Annotated in this window: 14 protein-coding genes; 9 read left to right on the forward strand and 5 right to left on the reverse strand. The window is 72.9% G+C overall.

Annotated features, from left to right (window positions below; all coding sequences use genetic code 11):
* Positions 1-41: 41 nt before the first annotated feature.
* The gene (locus OG435_RS27665; RefSeq protein WP_266880652.1) at positions 42-815 is read right to left on the reverse strand and encodes an SDR family NAD(P)-dependent oxidoreductase; all 774 of its coding nucleotides are present in this window, start codon (positions 813-815) and stop codon (positions 42-44) included.
* A gap of 9 nt (positions 816-824) precedes the next feature.
* Positions 825-1,502: an MOSC domain-containing protein gene (locus tag OG435_RS27670; RefSeq protein WP_266880653.1), complete on the reverse strand. Its 678-nt coding sequence runs from the start codon at positions 1,500-1,502 to the stop codon at positions 825-827.
* 79 nt (positions 1,503-1,581) lie between these two features.
* On the opposite strand from OG435_RS27670, the gene OG435_RS27675 reads away from it, so the two are divergent.
* Positions 1,582-2,481 (forward strand): LysR family transcriptional regulator, encoded by a 900-nt coding sequence (locus tag OG435_RS27675; protein WP_266880654.1) that lies wholly within the window; start codon positions 1,582-1,584, stop codon positions 2,479-2,481.
* 188 nt (positions 2,482-2,669) lie between these two features.
* Here OG435_RS27675 and OG435_RS27680 read toward each other — a convergent pair whose 3' ends face one another.
* On the reverse strand, positions 2,670-3,005 hold the full coding sequence (locus OG435_RS27680) for a WhiB family transcriptional regulator (RefSeq protein WP_250744119.1): 336 nt from the start codon (positions 3,003-3,005) through the stop codon (positions 2,670-2,672).
* 379 nt (positions 3,006-3,384) lie between these two features.
* On the opposite strand from OG435_RS27680, the gene OG435_RS27685 reads away from it, so the two are divergent.
* The 4 genes from OG435_RS27685 to OG435_RS27700 all read left to right on the forward strand — a co-directional run bounded on the left by OG435_RS27685 (position 3,385) and on the right by OG435_RS27700 (position 8,004).
* On the forward strand, positions 3,385-3,996 hold the full coding sequence (locus OG435_RS27685; protein WP_003948568.1) for a response regulator transcription factor: 612 nt from the start codon (positions 3,385-3,387) through the stop codon (positions 3,994-3,996).
* Between the two features lie 422 nt (positions 3,997-4,418).
* Positions 4,419-5,048: a sigma-70 family RNA polymerase sigma factor gene (locus tag OG435_RS27690; protein WP_266880655.1), complete on the forward strand. Its 630-nt coding sequence runs from the start codon at positions 4,419-4,421 to the stop codon at positions 5,046-5,048.
* A 147-nt stretch (positions 5,049-5,195) separates the two neighbouring features.
* Positions 5,196-6,701, forward strand: coding sequence for an IMP dehydrogenase (gene guaB, locus OG435_RS27695; protein WP_266880656.1), 1,506 nt, complete (start codon positions 5,196-5,198; stop codon positions 6,699-6,701).
* Between the two features lie 178 nt (positions 6,702-6,879).
* Positions 6,880-8,004, forward strand: coding sequence for a GuaB3 family IMP dehydrogenase-related protein (locus OG435_RS27700; RefSeq protein ID WP_266880657.1), 1,125 nt, complete (start codon positions 6,880-6,882; stop codon positions 8,002-8,004).
* Between the two features lie 94 nt (positions 8,005-8,098).
* Here the strand turns inward: OG435_RS27700 and OG435_RS27705 are convergent, their stop codons facing one another.
* Together OG435_RS27705 and OG435_RS27710 are read right to left on the reverse strand one after the other, a co-directional pair.
* Positions 8,099-8,671 (reverse strand): hypothetical protein, encoded by a 573-nt coding sequence (locus OG435_RS27705; RefSeq protein WP_266880658.1) that lies wholly within the window; start codon positions 8,669-8,671, stop codon positions 8,099-8,101.
* A 137-nt stretch (positions 8,672-8,808) separates the two neighbouring features.
* Positions 8,809-10,038, reverse strand: a complete 1,230-nt coding sequence (locus OG435_RS27710) for a nucleotide sugar dehydrogenase (RefSeq protein ID WP_266880659.1) — start codon at positions 10,036-10,038, stop codon at positions 8,809-8,811.
* A gap of 320 nt (positions 10,039-10,358) precedes the next feature.
* Between OG435_RS27710 and OG435_RS27715 the strand changes: the two genes are divergently transcribed.
* The 4 genes from OG435_RS27715 (at position 10,359) to OG435_RS27730 (ending at position 20,445) form a co-directional block, all read left to right on the forward strand.
* Positions 10,359-12,089, forward strand: coding sequence for a glycerol-3-phosphate dehydrogenase/oxidase (locus OG435_RS27715; RefSeq protein WP_266880660.1), 1,731 nt, complete (start codon positions 10,359-10,361; stop codon positions 12,087-12,089).
* Positions 12,090-12,238: 149 nt separating this feature from the next.
* A complete protein-coding gene (locus OG435_RS27720) occupies positions 12,239-14,992 on the forward strand; it encodes a serine/threonine protein kinase (protein ID WP_266880661.1) in 2,754 nt (917 codons plus the stop codon).
* Positions 14,993-15,108: 116 nt separating this feature from the next.
* On the forward strand, positions 15,109-18,603 hold the full coding sequence (locus tag OG435_RS27725; RefSeq protein ID WP_266880662.1) for a hypothetical protein: 3,495 nt from the start codon (positions 15,109-15,111) through the stop codon (positions 18,601-18,603).
* A gap of 117 nt (positions 18,604-18,720) precedes the next feature.
* The gene (locus OG435_RS27730; protein ID WP_266880663.1) at positions 18,721-20,445 is read left to right on the forward strand and encodes a serine/threonine-protein kinase; all 1,725 of its coding nucleotides are present in this window, start codon (positions 18,721-18,723) and stop codon (positions 20,443-20,445) included.
* The last annotated feature ends 49 nt before the right edge of the window (positions 20,446-20,494 follow it).

Genomic DNA, 20,494 nt, shown 5'->3' on the forward strand with positions numbered 1-20,494 from the left:
GTCTAGGGAGATTTCACCCATATGCCGTGTTTACGCACAGGTCACTGGGGCCCGTACTTGCGCCCCGTACGCGAGGACATCCCGCCCAGCAGCCCCCGCGGGGTCAGCTTCACCACGCCCATCAGCGCCTTGTACCGCGGGTCCGGGATCGACACCGTCCTGCCCCGCGCCAGATCGGCCAGCGCCGCGGCCACCAGCTTGTCGGCGTCGAGCCACATCCAGCCGGGGATGTTGTCCGTGCCCATGCCGGCCCGCTCGTGGAACTCGGTGCGCACGAAGCCCGGGCACAGCGCCATCAGCCGTACGCCGGAGCCGGTCAGGTCCTTGGCCGCGCCCTGGGTGAACTGCACGACCCAGGCCTTGCTCGCCCCGTACGTGCCGCGCGGCAGGAAGGCCGCCACCGAGGCCACGTTGATCACGCCGCCGCGCCCGCGCGAGCGCATCGGCTCCACGGCCGCCGAGGTCAGCCGCAGCACGGCCTCGATGTGGACCTTCAGCATGGTCAGCTCGTCGGCCATGGAAACTTCGAGGTAGCGGCCCTTGTTGCCGAAGCCCGCGTTGTTCACCAGCAGGTCCACCGGGTGCTTGCGGTCGGCGAGGCGCTCCTCGACCGCCGTGATGCCCTCCTCGGTGGAGAGGTCGGCGGCCAGCACCTCGGCCTCGATCCCGTGCCGGTCGTGCAGTTCGGTGGCCTGCTCCCCGAGGCGCTTGGTGTCCCGCGCCACCAGGACGAGGTTGTGCCCCTGGGCGGCGAGCCGCCGGGCGAAGGCGGCGCCGATGCCCGCCGTGGATCCCGTAATCAACGCAGTCGTCATAGGCGCAACCTAGTCGTCCCGCTTCCCGTACTTCTCCACGTGGGCCAGCGCCCTGTCCCGAGCCTCCGGCTCCAGCGCGTCACCCGCCGCCAGGGTGCGCGGCAGCAGGTCCCGCTCGGTGGTGAAGGCGCGGAACCAGAACTCCACCGTCACCTCGTGCTCCGGACGGTGCACGACCTCGACGGTGTCGCCGGGGGAGACCGCGCCCTCCTGGACGACCCGCAAGTAGGCCCCCGGCCGGGCCTCCTGGGTGAACCGCTTGACCCAGGCCTTCTCACCGAGCATCCCCTGGAAGGTCCGGCACGGGATGCGCGCCGAGGCCACCTCCAGGACGAGGTCGGGGCCGACCCGCCAGCGCTCGCCGAGCAGCGCGCCGTTCACGTCGAGGCCGGAGGTGGTGAAGTTCTCGCCGAAGATCCCGCCGGGCAGTTCGCGGCCGAGCTCGCGCTCCCACCAGTCCAGGTCCTCGCGGGCGTAGGCGTACACGGCCTGGTGGTCCCCGCCGTGATGGCGCAGGTGGCAGACGTCGTCCCCTTCTACACCGCTCGCACCGACGCCCTTGGGGCCCGGCGCGAAGACCCGTACGGGGCCAGGCGCGGGGATCTTGCCGTGACCGGTCAGTCCGTCCGGGGCGTCGGTGTGGTCGACGGCCGTCGCGCGGCCGAGGTTCACGGAGATCAGATGCATGGCACCACGCTAGCCGAATGGTCTCAAAGCAGCCGGGGATTATTCGCGCCGGCATCAAAGCACCCCTTATGCTCGAAGGGTGATCGAGGCACGTCATCTCCGAGTTCTGCGCGCTGTCGCCGGAACCGGGTCCTTCTCCGCCGCCGCCCGCGAGCTCGGCTGCACCCAGCCGGCCGTATCCCAGCAGATGAAGGCGCTGGAGCAGTCCGCCGGCACCCCCCTGCTGATCCGCACCGGGCGCGAAATGCGCCTCACCCAGGCAGGTGAGGCGCTGGTCCGCCATGCCGCCGGGATCCTCGCCGGGCTGACGGCGGCGGAGGAGGAGGTCGCGGCCATCGCCGGGCTGCGGGCCGGACGGGTCCGGCTGGTCTCCTTCCCCAGCGGCAGTTCCACCCTGGTGCCGACCGCGCTCGCGGCGATGCGCGCCGAGCATCCGGGGACCCGGATCTCGCTGGTCGAGGCGGAGCCGCCGCGTTCGGTGGAGATGCTGCGCGAGGGGGACTGCGATCTCGCGCTGGCCTTCCGCTACGACGGCGCCTCCGGATCGGCGGCGGAGTGGGAGGACCTCGTGGTCCGGCCGCTGCTGACCGACCGGCTCGTCGGACTGGTCCCCGAGGGGCACCGGCTGGCGGGTGCGGAGCGGGTGGGCATCGCCGAGCTGGCCGACGAGCCCTGGATCGCGGGCTGTCCGCGCTGCCGCCGCCATCTGGTGGAGGTGTGCGAGGCCGCCGGTTTCACCCCGCGCATCGACTTCGCCACCGACGACTACCCGGCCGTGGTCGGCCTGGTCGGGGCCGGGCTCGGGGTCGCGGTGCTGCCGGAGCTCGCGGTGGAGTCCGTACGGGCCAAGGGCGTGAGCACCCTCGTCGTGGAACCGGCCGTCGAGCGGGAGGTCGTCGCGCTGACCCTGCCCGACCTGGCCCGGGTCCCGGCGGTTGCCGCGACCCTGGACCAGCTGGAGCGGGCCGCCCGGCGCTGACGGCCGACCGGTGCCGGCCCGGCATCGCTGGGCCGGGTGGCCGGGGGTGGGGTGGCCGGACCCGGCGCCGGACGGGGCCGCCACGCGAAGAACCGTACGGCGGTACGGCCGGTCGGGTGGCAGCCCGGTCCGGTTCGGGGATCAGAGATCGGAGAAACGTTCCTTCGGTCGTTTCGTGTGGAGCCCGGTCAGTGCGGGGCGATCGGCGTGCTCGGTCCGATCGCGGTCGTCGCCGGGATCAGGCGATGGCGGGCGCGGCCCATCAGTTCTTCGCGTTCGTCCTCGGTGAGGCCGCCCCACACCCCGTAGGGCTCGCGGACGGCGAGTGCGTGCGCGGCGCATTCAGAACGCACCGGGCAGCGCATGCAGACCTCTTTAGCCGAGGTCTCGCGCGCGCTCCTGGCCGCGCCCCGCTCGCCTTCCGGGTGGAAGAAGAGGGAGCTGTCGACCCCGCGGCAGGCAGCCAGCAGCTGCCAGTCCCAGAGGTCGGCGTTCGGTCCGGGGAGGCGGGAGAAATCTGCCATTGGTAGTCCTCTTGGTGCCGGTACTGAGGCGGATACGGTCCATGTCTCCACACCTACTGTCGTAGTAGATGTAAATATGACTCATTGGGAATCTAGCCTCAGACATGCGCCAAACGGAAGGAAAGCCGCCAAATAGGGCATACCGTCATCTGGAGGACACGCGGCGAGTGGCTCCTGCCTCGTGTTCGCTTCCTCACGTAGAGTGCCGAAGGTGTCCGTCCGACCCGTAACTCTTTCGAGTGACCATCGTTGAGAGTGCGAAGGCGGTTGAACCAAGAAGTTCTCGGACATGTGTCCGGGGGCATCGACCGCACAGGTGACGATACGTACCAGCCTGGAGGCTCAAGGTGACGCGCATCAGCAGCTGCGGAGGGCGGTCATGACATCCGTCCTCGTCTGCGACGACTCCCCGCTTGCCCGAGAGGCGCTCCGTCGCGCGGTTGCCACCGTGCCCGGCGTCGAGCGTGTGACGACGGCTGCCAACGGCGAGGAAGTCCTCCGCCGCTGGGGTGCCGACCGTTCCGACCTGATTCTGATGGATGTACGGATGCCCGGGCTCGGCGGTGTGGAGACGGTGCGCCGTCTGCTCTCGGCCGACCCCGGCGCCCGCATCATCATGCTGACGGTCGCCGAGGACCTGGACGGCGTGGCCCTCGCGGTCGCCGCCGGCGCCCGGGGCTATCTGCACAAGGACGCCTCGCGCGCCGAACTGCGGGCCACGGTCACCCAGGCCCTCGCCGACCCGACCTGGAGGCTGGCCCCGCGCCGGCTCCGCTCGGCCGAGATGGGCGCCGCGCCCACGCTCACCGCACGCGAGATCCAGGTGCTGGAGGGCATGAGCCACGGCCGGTCCAACGCGGAGATCGGGCGCGAGCTCTTCCTCTCCGAGGACACGGTCAAGACGCACGCCCGCCGACTGTTCAAGAAGCTGGGTGCGTCCGACCGGGCGCACGCCGTGGCGCTCGGGTTCCGCTGGGGCCTGGTCCGCTGACCGCAGGTCCGCAGGTCCGCCGGCCCTCACCGGCCGGCGGCGCCGCGGGCGGGCCGGCCCGCCCGATGGTGGGGACGGCCGGCCGCTGGGCAGGCCGGCGGGCACGGTCGGACGCCGGGATCCCGCGGTCCCGGCCGCCCTCCGGAATCTCCTGCCGTCCGATCCGCCGCACCCTGATGCGCACCGGGGATTGACGGTGCACAATCCGGGGGACGTGTCGCTTCGGGCGCGATGCCGCATGCTTGAGGGTGTGGCGCATCCTGGAGATGTCGCCGCGGGGACGATTCGGCCGAGCGGGAGGGGAGGGCCAGACCATGAGTTCCGGTGCACCCACCCCGCACGATCCGTCGACGCATAGCGCTTCGACGCACAACACGGGCCGCGGTGTCTCGAATGCCCCGGCGCCAAGGCACCATGGATTGATGCGCGACGACGAGGCCCCGGGGTCACCCGCGACCACAGGGGGCGGCGGAGCCTCCCGGAACAGCGGCGACGGTACCGTCAGCGCGCTCGTGCGCCGTGCGGTCGAGGGCGACGAGCAGGCCACCCACGATCTGCTCGCCTTCGTGCACCCCCTGGCCATCCGCTACTGCCGCTCCCGCCTGTCGCGACTTCCGGGTGACGCTCGTCACTTCGTGGAGGACCTGGCGCAGGAGGTCTGCGTCGCCGTCCTGATGGCCCTGCCGCGCTACCGCGACACCGGACGCCCCTTCGAGGCCTTCGTCTTCGCCATCGCCGCGCACAAGGTCGCCGATCTCCAGCGGGCCGCCATGCGCCATCCGGGCAGTACGGCCGTGCCCTCCGACGAGATGCCGGAACGGCCCGACGACTCCCTGGGGCCGGAGGAGCGCGCACTGCTGAGCAGTGACGCCGCCTGGGCCAAGAAGCTGCTCGCCAACCTTCCGGAGAACCAGCGCGAGCTCCTCGTCCTGCGCGTGGCCGTCGGGCTGACCGCCGAAGAGACCGGGCAGATGCTCGGGATGTCCCCCGGGGCGGTGCGCGTCGCCCAGCACCGGGCGCTGAGCCGGCTCCGCGCGCTCGCCGAGCAGTAGGCCGCGCGGGTCTTCCCGTAGGGCCGTACGGGGTTTTTCCCGTAGGAAGATACGAATCTTGGCATCGATCTTCGTCGTGGAATGAGAGGCGTCGGGATCCCGTTAGCATGGACATCCGCGCTGAGCAAGACCATCTTGGAAGGTGTCATGACTGTGAACGCCGACGGAGTGCCCGACAAATTCGCCACGCTCGGCCTCACTTATGACGATGTGCTCCTGCTTCCGGGGTCGTCGGACATGTCCCCGGACGCCATCGACACGTCCTCGCTCATCTCCCGCAACGTCCGCGTGAACGTCCCGCTGCTCTCCGCCGCCATGGACAAGGTCACCGAGGCCCGGATGGCCATCGCGATGGCCCGCCAGGGCGGCGTCGGCGTCCTGCACCGCAACCTCTCCATCGCCGACCAGGCCAACCAGGTCGACCTGGTCAAGCGCTCCGAGTCCGGCATGGTCACCGACCCGATCACGGTGCACCCGGACGCGACCCTGCGCGAGGCCGACGAGCTCTGCGCGAAGTTCCGCATCTCCGGCGTCCCGGTCACCGACCCGGCGGGCAAGCTGCTCGGCATCGTCACCAACCGCGACATGGCCTTCGAGTCGGACCGCAGCCGCCAGGTGCGCGAGGTCATGACCCCGATGCCGCTGGTCACGGGCAAGGTGGGCATCTCCGGCGTGGACGCCATGGAGCTGCTGCGCCGCCACAAGATCGAGAAGCTGCCGCTCGTCGACGAGGCCGGTCTGCTCAAGGGCCTCATCACGGTCAAGGACTTCGTCAAGGCCGAGAAGTACCCGAACGCCGCCAAGGACAAGGACGGCCGGCTGCTCGTCGGCGCCGCCGTCGGTGTCGCGGGCGACGCGTACGAGCGGGCCCAGGCCCTGATCGAGGCGGGCGCCGACTTCATCGTCGTCGACACCGCCCACGGCCACTCCCGCCTCGTCGGCGACATGGTCTCCAAGATCAAGTCGAACTCGGCGGTCGACGTCATCGGCGGCAACATCGCCACCCGCGACGGTGCCCAGGCGCTCATCGACGCCGGCTGCGACGGCATCAAGGTCGGCGTCGGCCCCGGCTCCATCTGCACCACCCGCGTCGTCGCCGGCATCGGCGTCCCGCAGGTCACCGCGATCTACGAGGCCTCGCTCGCCGCCAAGGCGGCCGGCGTGCCGGTCATCGGCGACGGCGGCCTGCAGTACTCCGGCGACATCGCCAAGGCCCTCGTGGCGGGCGCCGACACGGTGATGCTCGGCTCGCTGCTCGCGGGCTGCGAGGAGTCCCCGGGCGAGCTGCTCTTCATCAACGGCAAGCAGTTCAAGTCGTACCGCGGCATGGGCTCGCTCGGCGCGATGCAGTCCCGCGGCGACCGCAAGTCCTTCTCCAAGGACCGCTACTTCCAGGAGGGCGTGGGCGGCGACGACAAGCTCATCCCCGAGGGCATCGAGGGCCAGGTCCCGTACCGCGGCCCGCTCTCCGCGGTCGTGCACCAGCTCGTCGGCGGCCTGCGCCAGTCGATGTTCTACGTCGGCGGCCGTACGGTGCCGGAGCTCCAGGACCGGGGCCGGTTCGTCCGGATCACCTCGGCGGGGCTCAAGGAGAGCCACCCGCACGACATCCAGATGACGGTCGAGGCGCCGAACTACAGCCGCAAGGGCTGAGCGCGGCAGTACCTGACCAGCACCTGACCAGTACCTGAGCAGCACCGGAGGGGCGGGCCCGCGCGGGCCCGCCCCTCCGGCGTGCCCGGCGCGTGCGTCCGTACAGCGGTCACCGGAACGCGGCGCGCCGGGGTTCGGGGATACTGGACGGGCAGACCCACAGGAAAGGCCACCACACGTGACTGAGATCGAGATCGGGCGCGGCAAGCGCGGCCGCAGGGCGTACGCGTTCGATGACATCGCCATCGTCCCCAGCCGCCGTACCCGGGACCCGAAGGAGGTCTCGATCGCCTGGCAGATCGACGCCTACCGCTTCGAGCTCCCGTTCCTGGCCGCCCCCATGGACTCGGTCGTCTCCCCGCAGACCGCCATCCGCATCGGCGAGCTCGGCGGCCTCGGCGTGCTGAACCTCGAAGGTCTGTGGACCCGGTACGAGGACCCGCAGCCGCTGCTCGACGAGATCGCGGAGTTGGACGAGGAGTCCGCCACCCGCCGTCTCCAGGAGATCTACTCCGCGCCGATCCAGGCGGACCTGATCCGCCGGCGCATCAAGGAGGTGCGCGACTCGGGCGTCGTCACCGCCGCAGCGCTCTCCCCGCAGCGCACGGCCGAGTTCTCCAAGGTCGTCGTGGACGCGGGCGTGGACATCTTCGTGATCCGCGGCACCACCGTGTCGGCGGAGCACGTCTCCGGCGCCGCCGAGCCGCTGAACCTCAAGCAGTTCATCTACGAGCTCGACGTCCCGGTCATCGTGGGCGGCTGCGCCACCTACACCGCGGCCCTGCACCTGATGCGCACCGGCGCGGCCGGCGTCCTGGTCGGCTTCGGCGGCGGCGCCGCGCACACCACGCGCAACGTGCTGGGCATCCAGGTCCCGATGGCCACCGCCGTCGCCGACGTGGCCGCGGCCCGCCGCGACTACATGGACGAGTCCGGCGGCCGCTACGTGCACGTCATCGCCGACGGCGGCGTGGGCTGGTCCGGCGACATCCCGAAGGCCGTCGCCTGTGGCGCCGACGCCGTGATGATGGGCTCCCCGCTGGCCCGTGCCACCGACGCGCCCGGCAAGGGCAACCACTGGGGCATGGAGGCCGTCCACGAGGACGTGCCGCGCGGCAAGAAGGTCGACCTCGGCACGGTGGGCACCACCGAGGAGATCCTCACCGGCCCGTCGCACTCCCCGGACGGCTCGATGAACATCTTCGGCGCGCTGCGCCGCTCGATGGCCACCACCGGCTACAGCGAGCTCAAGGAGTTCCAGCGGGTCGAGGTCACCATCGCGGACTCGCAGCACAGCCGCTGAGGCCCGTCCCGCACCGCATGCGCCGGAGGCCCGGCTCCCCTAAGGGGAGCCGGGCCTCCGGCGTTGTTCCGGGGAAGCCCGGCGCGGGGCTGCCTCAGGCGGCGATCTTCTTGGCGGTGCTGAAGCCGGCGAAGGCGCCGAGGGCGAGGAAGAGGAAGCTCATGAAGGCGTCGTCCTCCTTCCAGACGTCGACCAGGCCGGACACCCCCATCGTGCTCAGCACGTCGCCCAGGCCGATGCCGGTGGCCTCGCTCAGGGCGAGGGCGTAGAAGAACAGCTGGCCGAGGAAGACCGAGGCGACCGAGAGGACGGCGCCGATGACCGGGAGGACCGGGTTGCGGCCGCCGATCTTGCCCGCGGCCAAGCCGACGAGCGCGCCGACGCCGATCGCCGCGTAGCCGATCTCGCGGTCGATGGCGTTCATGATGCCGCCGTACGCCGCGGCGGCGGCCAGGGCGGCGACGACCGCGGCGACGATGCCGAGGCCCAGGTTGGCGGGGCGCGCCGGGGCCGGTGCCTGGACCTGGAGGAAGTCGGCGCCGGACGGGCCCGGTGCCTGGGGCTGGAGGAAGTCGGCGCCGGACGGGCCCGGGTAGGGGGTCGGGGTGGCGGCGGCCTCGGGCGCGGGCGTGGAGTCGGGCGCGGGCGGCTGGATCTGCTGGCTCATGGAGAAATCCCCCCCAGGGATTTTGGGCACACGAGGCCCACACGGCTGACGTGGGGGTGTATGCGCGAGATAAGTCGCCGCAGGCTAGCAGCAGCCTGCGACATCCGTGGAGGGGTTTCGGCCGGGCGGTCCGTGCCCTAGAGGCGGTGAGCCGCGCCCGCGGGGCTGGCGCCGCGGGTGTCCAGGAGCAACTGGGCCTTCACCGCGAGGCCTTGCAGGTCGTAGGTGCGGTGGTGCTGCAGCAGGATCGTCAGATCGGCGTTGGCGGCGGCCTCGTACAACGATTCGGCACGGGGGACGGGCTGGTCCCTGACGCGCCATCCGGCGATGTACGGGTCGTGGTAGCTGATCAGCGCGCCGAGGTCGAGGAGGCGGCTGGCGATCTCGCGTGCCGGGGAGCCCTCCTGGTCGGCGAGGTCCGGCTTGTAGGTGACGCCCAGGAGGAGGACGCGGGCGCCGCGCGCGGATTTGCCGTGCTCGTTGAGCAGGGTGGCGCTGCGCTGGATGACGTACTGCGGCATCCGGTCGTTGATCTCCTGCGCCAGACCGACCATGCGCAGCGGGTGGCCCGGGGTGCGGGTGGTGTGGGGGAGGTAGTTGGGGTCGAGGGGGACTCCGTGGCCGCCGACTCCGGGGCCGGGGCGGAAGGCCTGGAACCCGTACGGCTTGGTCTCGGCGCACCGGATGACGTCCCACAGGTCCACGCCCAGGTCGTGGCAGAGCACGGCCATCTCGTTCATGAGGGCGATGTTGACGTGCCGGTAGTTCGTTTCGAGGAGCTGGACCGTCTCGGCCTCGCGCAGGCCGCGGGCGCGGACCACCTTCTCGGTGAGGCGGGCGTAGAACGCGTGCGCGGACTCGGTACAGGCGGGGGTGAGGCCGCCGATGACCTTGGGGGTGTTGGAGATGCCGTGCGTGCGGTTGCCGGGGTCGAGGCGGCTGGGGGAGTAGGCCAGATGGAAGTCCCGGCCGGCGCGCAGGCGCGAGCCCGATTCGAGGATCGGGCGCAGGTAGTCCTCGGTGACGCCGGGGTGGGCCGCCGATTCGAGGATGACGGTGGTGTGCGGACGCAGCCGGGCGGCGAGCGTGCGGCCCGCCTCGCCGACCGCGGACAGGTCGAGCGCGCGGTCGGCGCCGAGCTGGGTGGGGGCGCAGATGACGGCCGTGCGGACCCGGCCGAGTTCGGCGGGGTTGGTGGTGATCCGGAAGCCGGCCGCCGACATGCGGCGGATCTCGGCGGCGGTGAGGGTGGAGTCCGTCGCCGGACCGCTGTCGTAGCCGACCGTCTCGATCCCGGCGGCCACGGCTGCCTGGGCGAGCGGGAGGCCGAGATGGCCGAGTCCGATGACGGCGAGATCTGCGGGCATGGGGGTGCCGTCCCTTCCCTTCCCTGACATGCATGAGGGGGCGGAGCGCGCAAGTCCTGTGGAGGAGGGGAGCTGGCGCAATGTCAGACTAGGCGTATATATGACAGATATGTCGTATTCGGGGGTCTTGGTCGCCTCCGTGTTATCCACAGGCGGTGGCTGATGTGGGTGCGGCCGGTGAGAATCATGAACGGGCGATGTGAGCGGGATCACCCACGACAGGTGGATGGCCGCACAGGACGGACGGGGCGACCCGCGTCAACGGGAGGCAGGCAGCCGTGAGCACTGGGACAGGCGCAGGGACGGGCACGGGGATGGGGATGGGGGCAGGACTGGGTGGAGGCGGCGGGCGGGCCTCGCTGGGGCCCGTGCAGCGCGCCGAGGCGCTCGCCGGGATGGCCGAGCGGGAGCTGGACGTGCTGGTGGTCGGGGCCGGGGTGGTGGGCGCCGGTACCGCCCTCGACGCCGTGACCAGGGGCCTGGCGACCGGGCTGGTGGAGGCGAGGGACTGGGCTTCGGGCACCTCCAGCCGTTCCAGCAAGCTCATCCACGGCGGGCTCAGATACCTGGAGATGCTCGACTTCGCCCTCGTGCGGGAGGCGCTCAAGGAGCGCGGCCTGCTGCTGGGGCGGCTCGCCCCGCACCTGGTGAAGCCGGTGCCGTTCCTCTACCCGTTGCAGCACAAGGGGTGGGAGCGGTTCTATGCCGGCTCCGGCGTCGCGCTCTACGACGCCATGTCGCTCTCCAGCGGCCACGGGCGCGGCCTGCCGACGCACCGGCACCTCTCGCGCAAGCGCGCCCTGCGGATCGCGCCGGCGCTGCGCAAGGACGCGCTGGTGGGCGCCCTGCAGTACTACGACGCCCAGATGGACGACGCGCGGTACGTGGCGACCTTGGTCCGGACGGCCGCCGCGTACGGGGCGCAGTGCGCCAACCGGGCGAGGGTCGTCGGCTTCCTGCGGGAGGGCGAGCGGGTCGTCGGCGCGCGCGTGCAGGATGTGGAGGGCGGCGGGGAGTACGAGATCCGGGCGAAGCAGATCGTGAACGCCACGGGGGTGTGGACGGACGACACCCAGGCGCTGATCGGGGAGCGCGGGCAGTTCCACGTGCGGGCCTCGAAGGGAATCCACCTCGTCGTCCCCAAGGACCGGATCCACTCCTCCACCGGGCTGATCCTGCGGACCGAGAAGTCGGTGCTCTTCGTCATCCCGTGGGGCCGCCACTGGATCGTGGGCACCACGGACACCGACTGGGACCTGGACAAGGCGCACCCGGCGGCGTCGAGCGCGGACATCGACTACCTGCTGGAGCACGTCAACTCGGTGCTGGCGGTCCCGCTCACCCGGGACGACGTCCAAGGGGTCTACGCCGGCCTGCGGCCGCTGCTGGCCGGGGAGTCGGACGCGACGAGCAAGCTCTCGCGCGAGCACACGGTGGCGCATCCGGTGCCGGGGCTGGTGGTCGTGGCCGGCGGCAAGTACACGACGTACCGGGTGATGGCCAAGGACGCCGTGGACGAGGCGGTGCACGGCCTTGACCAGCGGGTCGCGCCGTGCGTGACGGAGGACGTGCCGCTGGTCGGGGCCGAGGGGTACCGGGCCCTGTGGAACGGCCGGGCGCGGATCGCCGCGCGGACGGGACTCCATGTGGTGCGGGTGGAGCACCTCTTGAACCGGTACGGCTCGCTGACGGAGGAACTGCTGGAGCTGATCGCGAAGGACCCCTCGCTCGGGGAGCCGCTGACGGCCGCCGACGACTACCTCCGCGCCGAGGTGGTCTACGCGGCCTCGCACGAGGGGGCGCGGCACCTGGACGACGTGCTGACCCGGCGGACGCGGATCTCGATCGAGACCTTCGACCGGGGGACGCGATCGGCGCGCGAGTGCGCGGAGTTGATGGCTCCGGTCCTGGGCTGGGACGAGCAGCAGATCGAGAAGGAAGTGGAGCACTACGAGAAGAGGGTGCAGGCGGAAAGGGAATCGCAGCGCCAGCCGGACGACCAGACGGCGGACGCGGCGAGGCTGGGGGCGCCGGACATCGTCCCGTTGTAACTCCGTCACTTCGCGGGCGGAACCGCGGACCCGGGGCTCCCGTCCGTTGCGGAGTAAGGGACAATGAGGGTTCTGCCGGGGCGGGTTACCGGGCACCCCGGCCGCTGCCAGGGCAACCGGAGCAGGCGGCACGAACGCAGAGGGGACGCATGTCGAAGCCGGAGCACACCGAGTCGCCGGAGCCGTCTGTCGGGACGGGATCGCCGGTGCCTCCGGCTGCACCCCCGACGGACCCGAAGGCTCCGGCCGAGCCGCCCGCGGCGGGAGCCGAGAAGCGGGCTGCCGAGGCGGAGCCCGCCACCCCGGCCGGGGGCGATGCCGATGGTGGGGCCGGGCCGCAGGATGCGAAGCCCGGCGCTGCCGGGGCGGAGCCTGCGCCGGAGCCGCGCACGGCTGTGCTGCGGAAGGCGGAGCCGCGCAAGCCCGCCGCGGCGAAGGCCGCTCGCGGGGCCGAGCCCGAGGACGCGAAGCCGGCTGCGGCCGAGGGTGCGAAGCCCGTGGGGGGCGAGGAGGCCGAGTCTGAGGATGCCAAGCCCGCCGGGGTGAAGGCTGAGTCCGAGGGTGCGAAGTCCGCTGGGGTGAAGGCTGAGTCCGAGGGTGCGAAGTCCGCTGGGGTGAAGGCTGAGCCTGAGGGTGCCAAGCCGGCTATGGCCGGGGGTGCGAAGTCCGTGGGTGCGGGCGCCGGGTCCCGGGATGGGAAGCCGGTCGGGGGCAAGGGCGAGCCCGAGGACGTGAAGCCGGCTGTGGCCGGGGACGCGGAGCACGGCCGTGGGGGGTCCGAGTCGGCGTCCGAGGGTCTGAAGGCCGCGGATGCGAAGCCGGCCGGGGTGAAGGCGGAGCTGCGGAAGGCCCCCGTCGTGCGCGCCGAGGGTGGCGTCGAGGACGCGAAGCCGGTGGGCGGGGCCGCGCCGAAGCCTGCCGCGGTGAGCAAGGCCGACGAGGTCGCCGCCGCCGTCAAGGCCGCCGCCGCCAAGGCGGGAGAGGGCGCTCACGACGAGGGCCGGCTGCTCGCGGGCCGGTACCGGCTCGGTGAGGTTCTCGGCAAGGGCGGCATGGGCACCGTCTGGCGCGCCGAGGACGAGACCCTCGGCCGGACCGTCGCCGTCAAGGAACTCCGCTTCGGCAGCGGCGTCGACGAGGACGAGAAGCGCCGCCTGATCACCCGCACCCTGCGCGAGGCCAAGGCCATCGCCCGGATCCGCAGTGGTGGCGCCGTGACCGTCTACGACGTCGTCGACGAGGACGGCCGGCCGTGGATCGTGATGGAGCTCATCGAGGGCCCCTCGCTCGCGGAGTTCATCCGCGAGAGCGGCCCGCTGACCCCCCGCCGCGCCGCGGAAGTCGGCCTCGCCGTGCTCGACGTACTCCGTGCCGCCCACCGCCAGGGCATCCTGCACCGGGACGTGAAGCCCTCCAACGTGCTCCTCGCCGACCACGGCAACGGCCGCGTGATCCTCACCGACTTCGGCATCGCCCAGGTCGAGGGCGACCCCTCCGTCACCTCCACCGGCATGCTCGTCGGCGCGCCCTCGTACATCTCGCCCGAGCGGGCCCGCGGCCAGCGTCCCGGCCCGCCGGCGGACATGTGGTCGCTCGGCGGCCTGCTGTACGCAGCCGTCGAGGGGGTTCCCCCGTACGACAAGGGGTCGGCCCTCGCGACGCTCACCGCCGTGATGACCGAGCCCGTCGAACCGCCGAAGAACGCGGGCCCGCTGACCGAGGTCATCTACGGCCTCCTCGTCAAGGACCCCGCCCACCGGCTCGACGACGACCGTGCTCGGGCGCTGCTCACCGCCGTGATCGACGCCCCCGAGCCGCCGGCTCCCGTAGCCGGTCCGAGCCCCGAGGAAACCCGGCAGATATCGCTCGCCGAGGCCCGGGACGCCGCCGAGCAGGCGGCGGCCGACAAGGCGGCCAAGGCCGCGGAGAAGGCGGAGAAGAAGGAACGCGAGCGCCGTGAGCGCGAGCAGCGGGAGCGTGCCCGCGCGGCGTTGAAGTCGGCCCGCAAGGCGGCCGCTGCCAGCGCCGCCGCTTCGGCCGCCACGGCCGCGGCCGCGACCGCCGCCGAGGCCCCGGCGCCGCGTCCGGCCCCCGTCGCGGCCCCGCTCACCGACGTCATGCCGCGCCGCACCATCGCGCTCGCGATAGCCGGAGTGGTCGTGGCGCTCGCCGTCATCGGCTCGATCATCGCGTACGCCGTCAGCGGCGACGACGACAAGGGAAGTTCCCCGAAGGACGGCAAGGGCGGCAGCCACGCGGCGTCGAGCCCCGCGGCTTCCCCGCCCACGCCCCCCGCTTCGCCCTCGCCCTCCCCCTCTCCCTCGCCGAAGGCCGGCGAGTCGCCCGGCACGGGGGCCGCGTCGCCGGACCCGGGCCAGTCCCAGGGCTCGGGCACCAACCCCGGCCAGGGCCAAGGGTCCACGCCCGGGGGCGCCCTGCCCGGGCTGCCGCCCGGGTTCGCCCAGGTCAACGACCCCGGGTTCCACTTCGCGATGGGCATGCCCGCGGGCTTCAAGCAGACCGGGGTGATAGGGAAGAACGACGGCGTCATCTACAGCCGCGACGGCGGATTCCCGCGCATCCAGATCGACTTCAACAGTTCGCCGAAGGACGATGCCCGCGCCGCCTGGCTGGAACTGGCTCCGAGCGTGGCGGGCAGCAGCAGCAACTACAAGCTGATCCGCCTGGAGAAGGTCGAGTACCGCGGGTACCCGACCGTCGCGGACTGGGAGTTCGAGCGGGACCAGAAGGGCTCGCGGGTCCGGGTGCTCGACCGGGGGTTCAGGATGGACGCGAAGCACGGCTACGCCATCATGATCACTTGCCTCGCGGACCAGTGGGACGCGGCGGAGTGCACGCAGCTGCGCACCACGGCGTTCGACACCTTCCAGCCGCTGGGCTGACCCGCTTTCCGAGCGGGCTCGGGTCAGCCTCGCCAGGGCCGGGACGCGGGCGCCCTGGGCGTCGTATCGTGTTGCGGGGCCTGGGGGACGGGTCCGCAGCTCTCGGGGGAGGCGATGTGGAGGACTACTCGGGCCGGATCCTGGCCGAGCGCTACCGTCTGCCGCTGCCGCCGTCCGACGCCTACGAACTGATCGAGACCCGGGCCTTCGATACGCGCAGCGGTCAGGAAGTCCTCGTACGGCAGGTGCCGTTGCCGGAGGTCGTCGACGCGGAGCTGCTGGACGGCACGCGGGGCGGGCCGTCTGCCGTGCCCGGGGGGCGGCGGGTCCCGCAGGGTGAACTGCCCGCCGTACGCAGGGCGATCGAGGCGGCGCAGGCGGCGGCGTCCGTGCCGGACCATCCGCGGCTGGACCAGGTCTTCGACGTGTTCGCGGAGGGCGGGTCGCTGTGGATCGTGAGCGAACTCGTCCCGGCCAGACCGCTGGCGGCGCTGATCGCCGACGAACCGCTGAGCCCGTACCGGGCGGCGGAGGTGGCGGCGGACGTACTGACCGCGCTGCGGGTACTGCACGCGCACGGGTGGACGCACCGGAACATCACCATGCGGACCGTGCTGATCTGCGAGGACGGGCGGGTCGTCCTGACGGGTCTGGCGGCGGGGGCTGCGGAGGACGCGCTGTGCGGGTACGACCCGGTCCCGCCGCGGGACGGCGCGGATCCCTGGCCGGGTGGTGAACCTGGTGGTGGGCCCGGTGGTGGGGCGGGGGCCGCGGCGGGTCGGGCCGAGAGCGGCGGTGGGTACGGGGGCGGCAGTGGTTACGGGGACGGGTCCCGTGCTGCCCTGACCGGGCCTGGAGGGGACGCGGGGTACGGCGGCTCCTGGAACGGGGCGTCGGCGGATGCCGGTTACGGGGAAGGGGCCGGGCAGGGATTCGGGCCCGGTACCGGGCCGGGCGGCGGGCAGCGGGGCGCGGAGCTCGGAGAACGGTACGACGACGCGTACGGGGGCGGGTCCGGGGACCGTTCCGGGCGGGACGGTGGCGGGGCCGGTGCGGGCACGACCGTCCAGCGGGGCGGGAACGCGGCGGAGTACGCGCCGCTCGTGGCTCCGGGCTACGACACCGGGCCGCGCTACCGGGACCACATAAGCCCCGGTACCGGGGGCGGTCCCGAGGGCTCCGGTACTTACACCAGTACTCCTGGGGCTCCCAGTGCCCCTGGTGTGTCCGGTATCTACGGTGTGTCCGACAACCCTGGTGTGTCCGGTACCTACGGTGTACCCGGCACCCCTGGTGAGTCCGGCACTCCGGGCACGCCGGGCTTGTCCGACACCCAGGGTGCCCCGGGCATCCCGGGCTTGTCCGGCACCCAGGGCACCACTGGCACCCCGGGCTTGTCCGGTACCCCGGGGGCCACTGGCGCCCCGGGTCTGTCCGGTAACACCCCCGGCGCCCCTGGGCTGTCCGGCACCAGCGCTCCCGGCGCCCCGGGCCTTTCCGGTACCGCTGGCGCCCCCGGCACCACGGGCGTTCCGGGCGCCTCTGGCGGGCCCGGTGCCTCCGGCGCCCTCGCACCTTCCGGTAGCCCCCGGGCTCCCGGTGACTCCGGTGTTCCGGGCGCAGCCGGGGACCGGCCCGACCTGAAGGCCGCCGCGCGGGCCGGAGCCATCGCCGCGTACCGCGCCGGGGCCCAGGCCGCCGCGCGGATCACCGAGCAGCGCAAGGCCGGGTCCGGTGCCGAGCCCGCGCCGGAGCCCGAGGCGGAGCCGAGGCCGGCGGGGTCGAAGGTGCCGCAGGGGTACTCGTACCCGTACGGCGGCCCGGACAGCGGAGCGACCTGGCACGGCGCCACCCCGCGCCGCCAGGCCCTGCCGCCGGCCGAGGCGGAGCCGGCTGCCCGTGCGGTGCTGCCGGCGCAGCTGGCCCTTCCCCAGGGCTACCACCAGGCGGACGCCCCGGACACCGGCACGCCCCGGGCCGCCGCCGACGGCCAGCCGCATCCGCAGGAGGGTGGGGAGCGCGGCCCGGGCTACGGGCAGTCCTCGCACGGACCGGGCCACCCGGACCAGGATCAGGCGGGCCTTGACCGGCCGGTCGCGCGGGAGGGCACCGGGTACGACGGTCAGCTCCAGCTCGGCCCGGGCCGCCCGGCTCCGGCGGGCCCCGACCACGGCGCCCCGCAGGGCGCGGCCGGATATGCGGCGGCCCCCGGGGCAGGCGGCTACGGCCAAGGCGGTCGGCAATCCGGGCCGCACGGCGGCGCCGGTTACCCGGCGGCTCCCGGGGCTCGCGGCCCCGGCCAGACGGCCCCGCAGACCGGCCCGCAGGGTAACCCGCAAGGTGCCGCCGGCTACCCCCCGCCCTCCGGGGCCGGTGGCTCCGGGTGGGGGAGTGGGCCGCGGAGTGGGCTTGATGCCGAGCGGGCTCGGCAGACGCGGATGGCCGTCGTCGGGGCCGTGACCGAGCGGTGGGCTCCGGAGCAGGCGCAGGCCGTGCACGGGCCGTGGCAGTTGGCCGCGCCGGTCGGGCCGGCCACCGACCTCTGGGGGCTCGGCGCGCTGCTGTACCGGGCCGTGCAGGGGCATGCCCCGTACCCCGAGGACAGCGTCGCCGAGCTCGTGGAGATGATCTGCGCGGAGCCCCCCGCCTTCGCGGAGGAGTGCGGCCCGCTGCGCCCGGTCGTGGAGTCCCTGCTGCGCCAGGACCCGACCGAGCGGCCCGACTTCGAGGAGCTCCGCGGCTGGCTGCGCTCCCTCGTGCGCTCCGCCCCGGAGCCCGACGGCGGCTTCGCCATGCTGCCGCCGGTGGTGCAGGATCCGGCCAGGCTGCCCGTCACCCGGCGGCGAGCCGACCTGCACGGCCGGCACCGCAGCGCCGAACACCCGCGCAAGCCGCGCTCGCTGGGGCGTTCGCTGTTACTCGGGATCCTCGTCCTGCTCTCGGGAGCGGTGGCCTACGCCCTGTTCTTCATGCCCCGCTCCGGCGATCCGCAGGGCGGCGGGCAGAAGGCGGCCGGGATGAAGCCGCCCGCCGCGACCCAGAGCCAGGGCAAGAACCCGAGTCCGGGTCCGAGCCCGAAGCCGAGCGGGTCCGGCCAGGCCCCGAGCCCTTCCGCGAGCGCGCCCGAGTCCAAGCCGGCCCCGCAGCCGGGCGTCCCCGCTCCGTCCGGGTACACCGCCCAGCAGGACGCCGAGCACTTCTCGATCAACGTTCCGAACGGCTGGGAGCGCCGCGGAATGAACGAGTCCGGTCAGGTCCGCTTCACGGAGGGGGACTTCGTCCTGACCGTCGTCCCCGGCCGGGACAAGGTCCAGGGCAACCCCGACCCGGCCACCTACCAGAAGGACAAGGAGCCCGAGCTGGCCCCGTACCGCTCCTCCACCTGGTCCAGCGTGAGCGACATCAGGTCCACCAAGGTCGGCAACCAGCTCCGCGTCACCGGCCGGTACACCTGGATCGACGGCAACGGCCGTTCCGTCGTGGCCCGCAACTTCGTCGTCGCGCTCGGAGGTTCCTACCACGTCGTGATGGTCACCGGCCCGCAGGACCAGGAGGGCAAGGTCACCGAGGTCTTCGAGCAGGCGACGGCGAGCTACAAGAGCGGCGGCTGATGGTGTCTCAGTACGGCGATTGCGTCACAGTGCGGCCCAACCGCCTCCGAGTGGTTCCGCCGCCGCCCGCGATCTCCGTAGTCTGACCGGAAGTGCACAGAGCGGCGGCGGGGATTCGTGGAACAGCAGACAGGTGCGGGTGCGGTGCTCGCGGGCCGGTACCGGCTCGTGGAGCCCATCGGCCGGGGCGGCATGGGCAAGGTCTGGCGCGCGCACGACGAGCTGCTGCACCGGACGGTCGCCGTCAAGGAACTGACGGCGGGGCTGTACGTCGCCCAGGCCGACCGGGACGTCCTGCACGCCCGGACCCAGAAGGAGGCCCGGGCCGCGGCCCGGATCCAGCATCCGGCGGTCGTCACGGTCCACGACGTCCTGGAACACGACGACCGGCCCTGGATCGTCATGGAGTACATCGACGGCCCCTCCCTCGCGGACGCGGCGAAGACGGCGGGCCGCATCGAGCCCCGGGAGGCGGCCCGCATCGGGCTGCACGTGCTCGGCGCGCTGCGCGCCGCGCACGCGGTCGGGGTGCTGCACCGGGACGTGAAGCCGGGCAACGTGATGCTCGCCAAGGACGGCCGGGTGATGCTCACCGACTTCGGCATCGCCGCGATCGAAGGCGACTCCTCCATCACGCGCACCGGTGAACTCATCGGTTCCATCGACTACCTGGCCCCCGAACGGGTCACCGGCGGTTCCCCCGACCCGGCCTCCGACCTGTGGTCGCTCGGCGCGACGCTGTACACGGCGGTCGAGGCCCGCTCGCCCTTCCGCCGCACCTCGCCCATCGAAAGCCTCCAGGCCGTGGTGAACGAGGAGCCGCCCGCCCCGGCCCACGCGGGCGCCCTGGCCCCGGTGATCACGGCGCTGCTGCGCAAGGACCCGGCGCAGCGTCCGTCGGCCGACGAGGCCGAGCAGATGCTGGTGCAGGCGATGGAGGGCCGGGAGCCGAAGTCGGCGCAGGCGTACGTACCCACGCGCGCGATGGGCTCCGAGGAGCTGGGCGCCGCCCGGAACGAGCCGGCGGACACCACCGAGCTGCCCGGTGAGGGGGAGCGGGGGCGGGCCCCCGAGCCGGGTCCGGAGCCGGTGCTCGTCACCCGGTCAGAGGCCGGACCGGTCCGGCAGGGCGGCCGGGACACCGGAGCCGCGGGCCGGATCCGGCGGGCGGCGGCCGTGGCCGTGGTCGCGGCGCTGCTCGGCGGCGGCGGGGTGTTCGGGATCCTGAAGTACACCAGCGACTCGAAGACGGACGGCGCGATCCCGGGCCGGACGGCCGGTTCGCCGGACACCTTGGCCGGTGGAGCGAGCGGTACCTCGTCCGGTGGTTCGGCCGGTGCTTCGGCCGGTGCCGGGGACGGCAAGGGGCAGACGGAGAAGACTCCGCCGGCGGGCTGGCGGAAGGTCGTCGACAAGGAGGGCTTCTCCCTCTTCGTCCCGGACGGCTGGAAGCGCCGCGAGGACGGGACGCAGATCGACTACACCCGCGACGACGGCAAGCACTTCATCCGGATCGCGGTGGACCGCGCTCCGACGTTCAAGGACCCGTACGCGCACCTGCTCGACCTGGAGAAGCAGGTGCAGAAGCGCTCCGACTACGTGCGCCTGACCCTGCACCCGAACACCTTCCGGGGGCAGGTCAAGGCCGCCCTGTGGGAGTTCGTCTGGACGGAGAAGACCGGGGCCTTCACCGGGCCGCGCAAGGCCGTCGAGCAGATGTACTACGCGCCGGACGGCACCGAGTACGCGGTGTACATGTCGGGTCCGGTCGCGGACTGGGACGTCACCCGGGAGCAGTTCGACATCGTGCTCAGCGGCTGGCAGCCGGCTCCGGCCGCCTGAGCCCGCCCCCGGGGCCCCGGCCGGCTGAGCCCGCCCCGGGCCGGGGCCG

Source organism: Streptomyces sp. NBC_01264, assembly GCF_026340675.1.
Classification (GTDB): domain Bacteria; phylum Actinomycetota; class Actinomycetes; order Streptomycetales; family Streptomycetaceae; genus Streptomyces.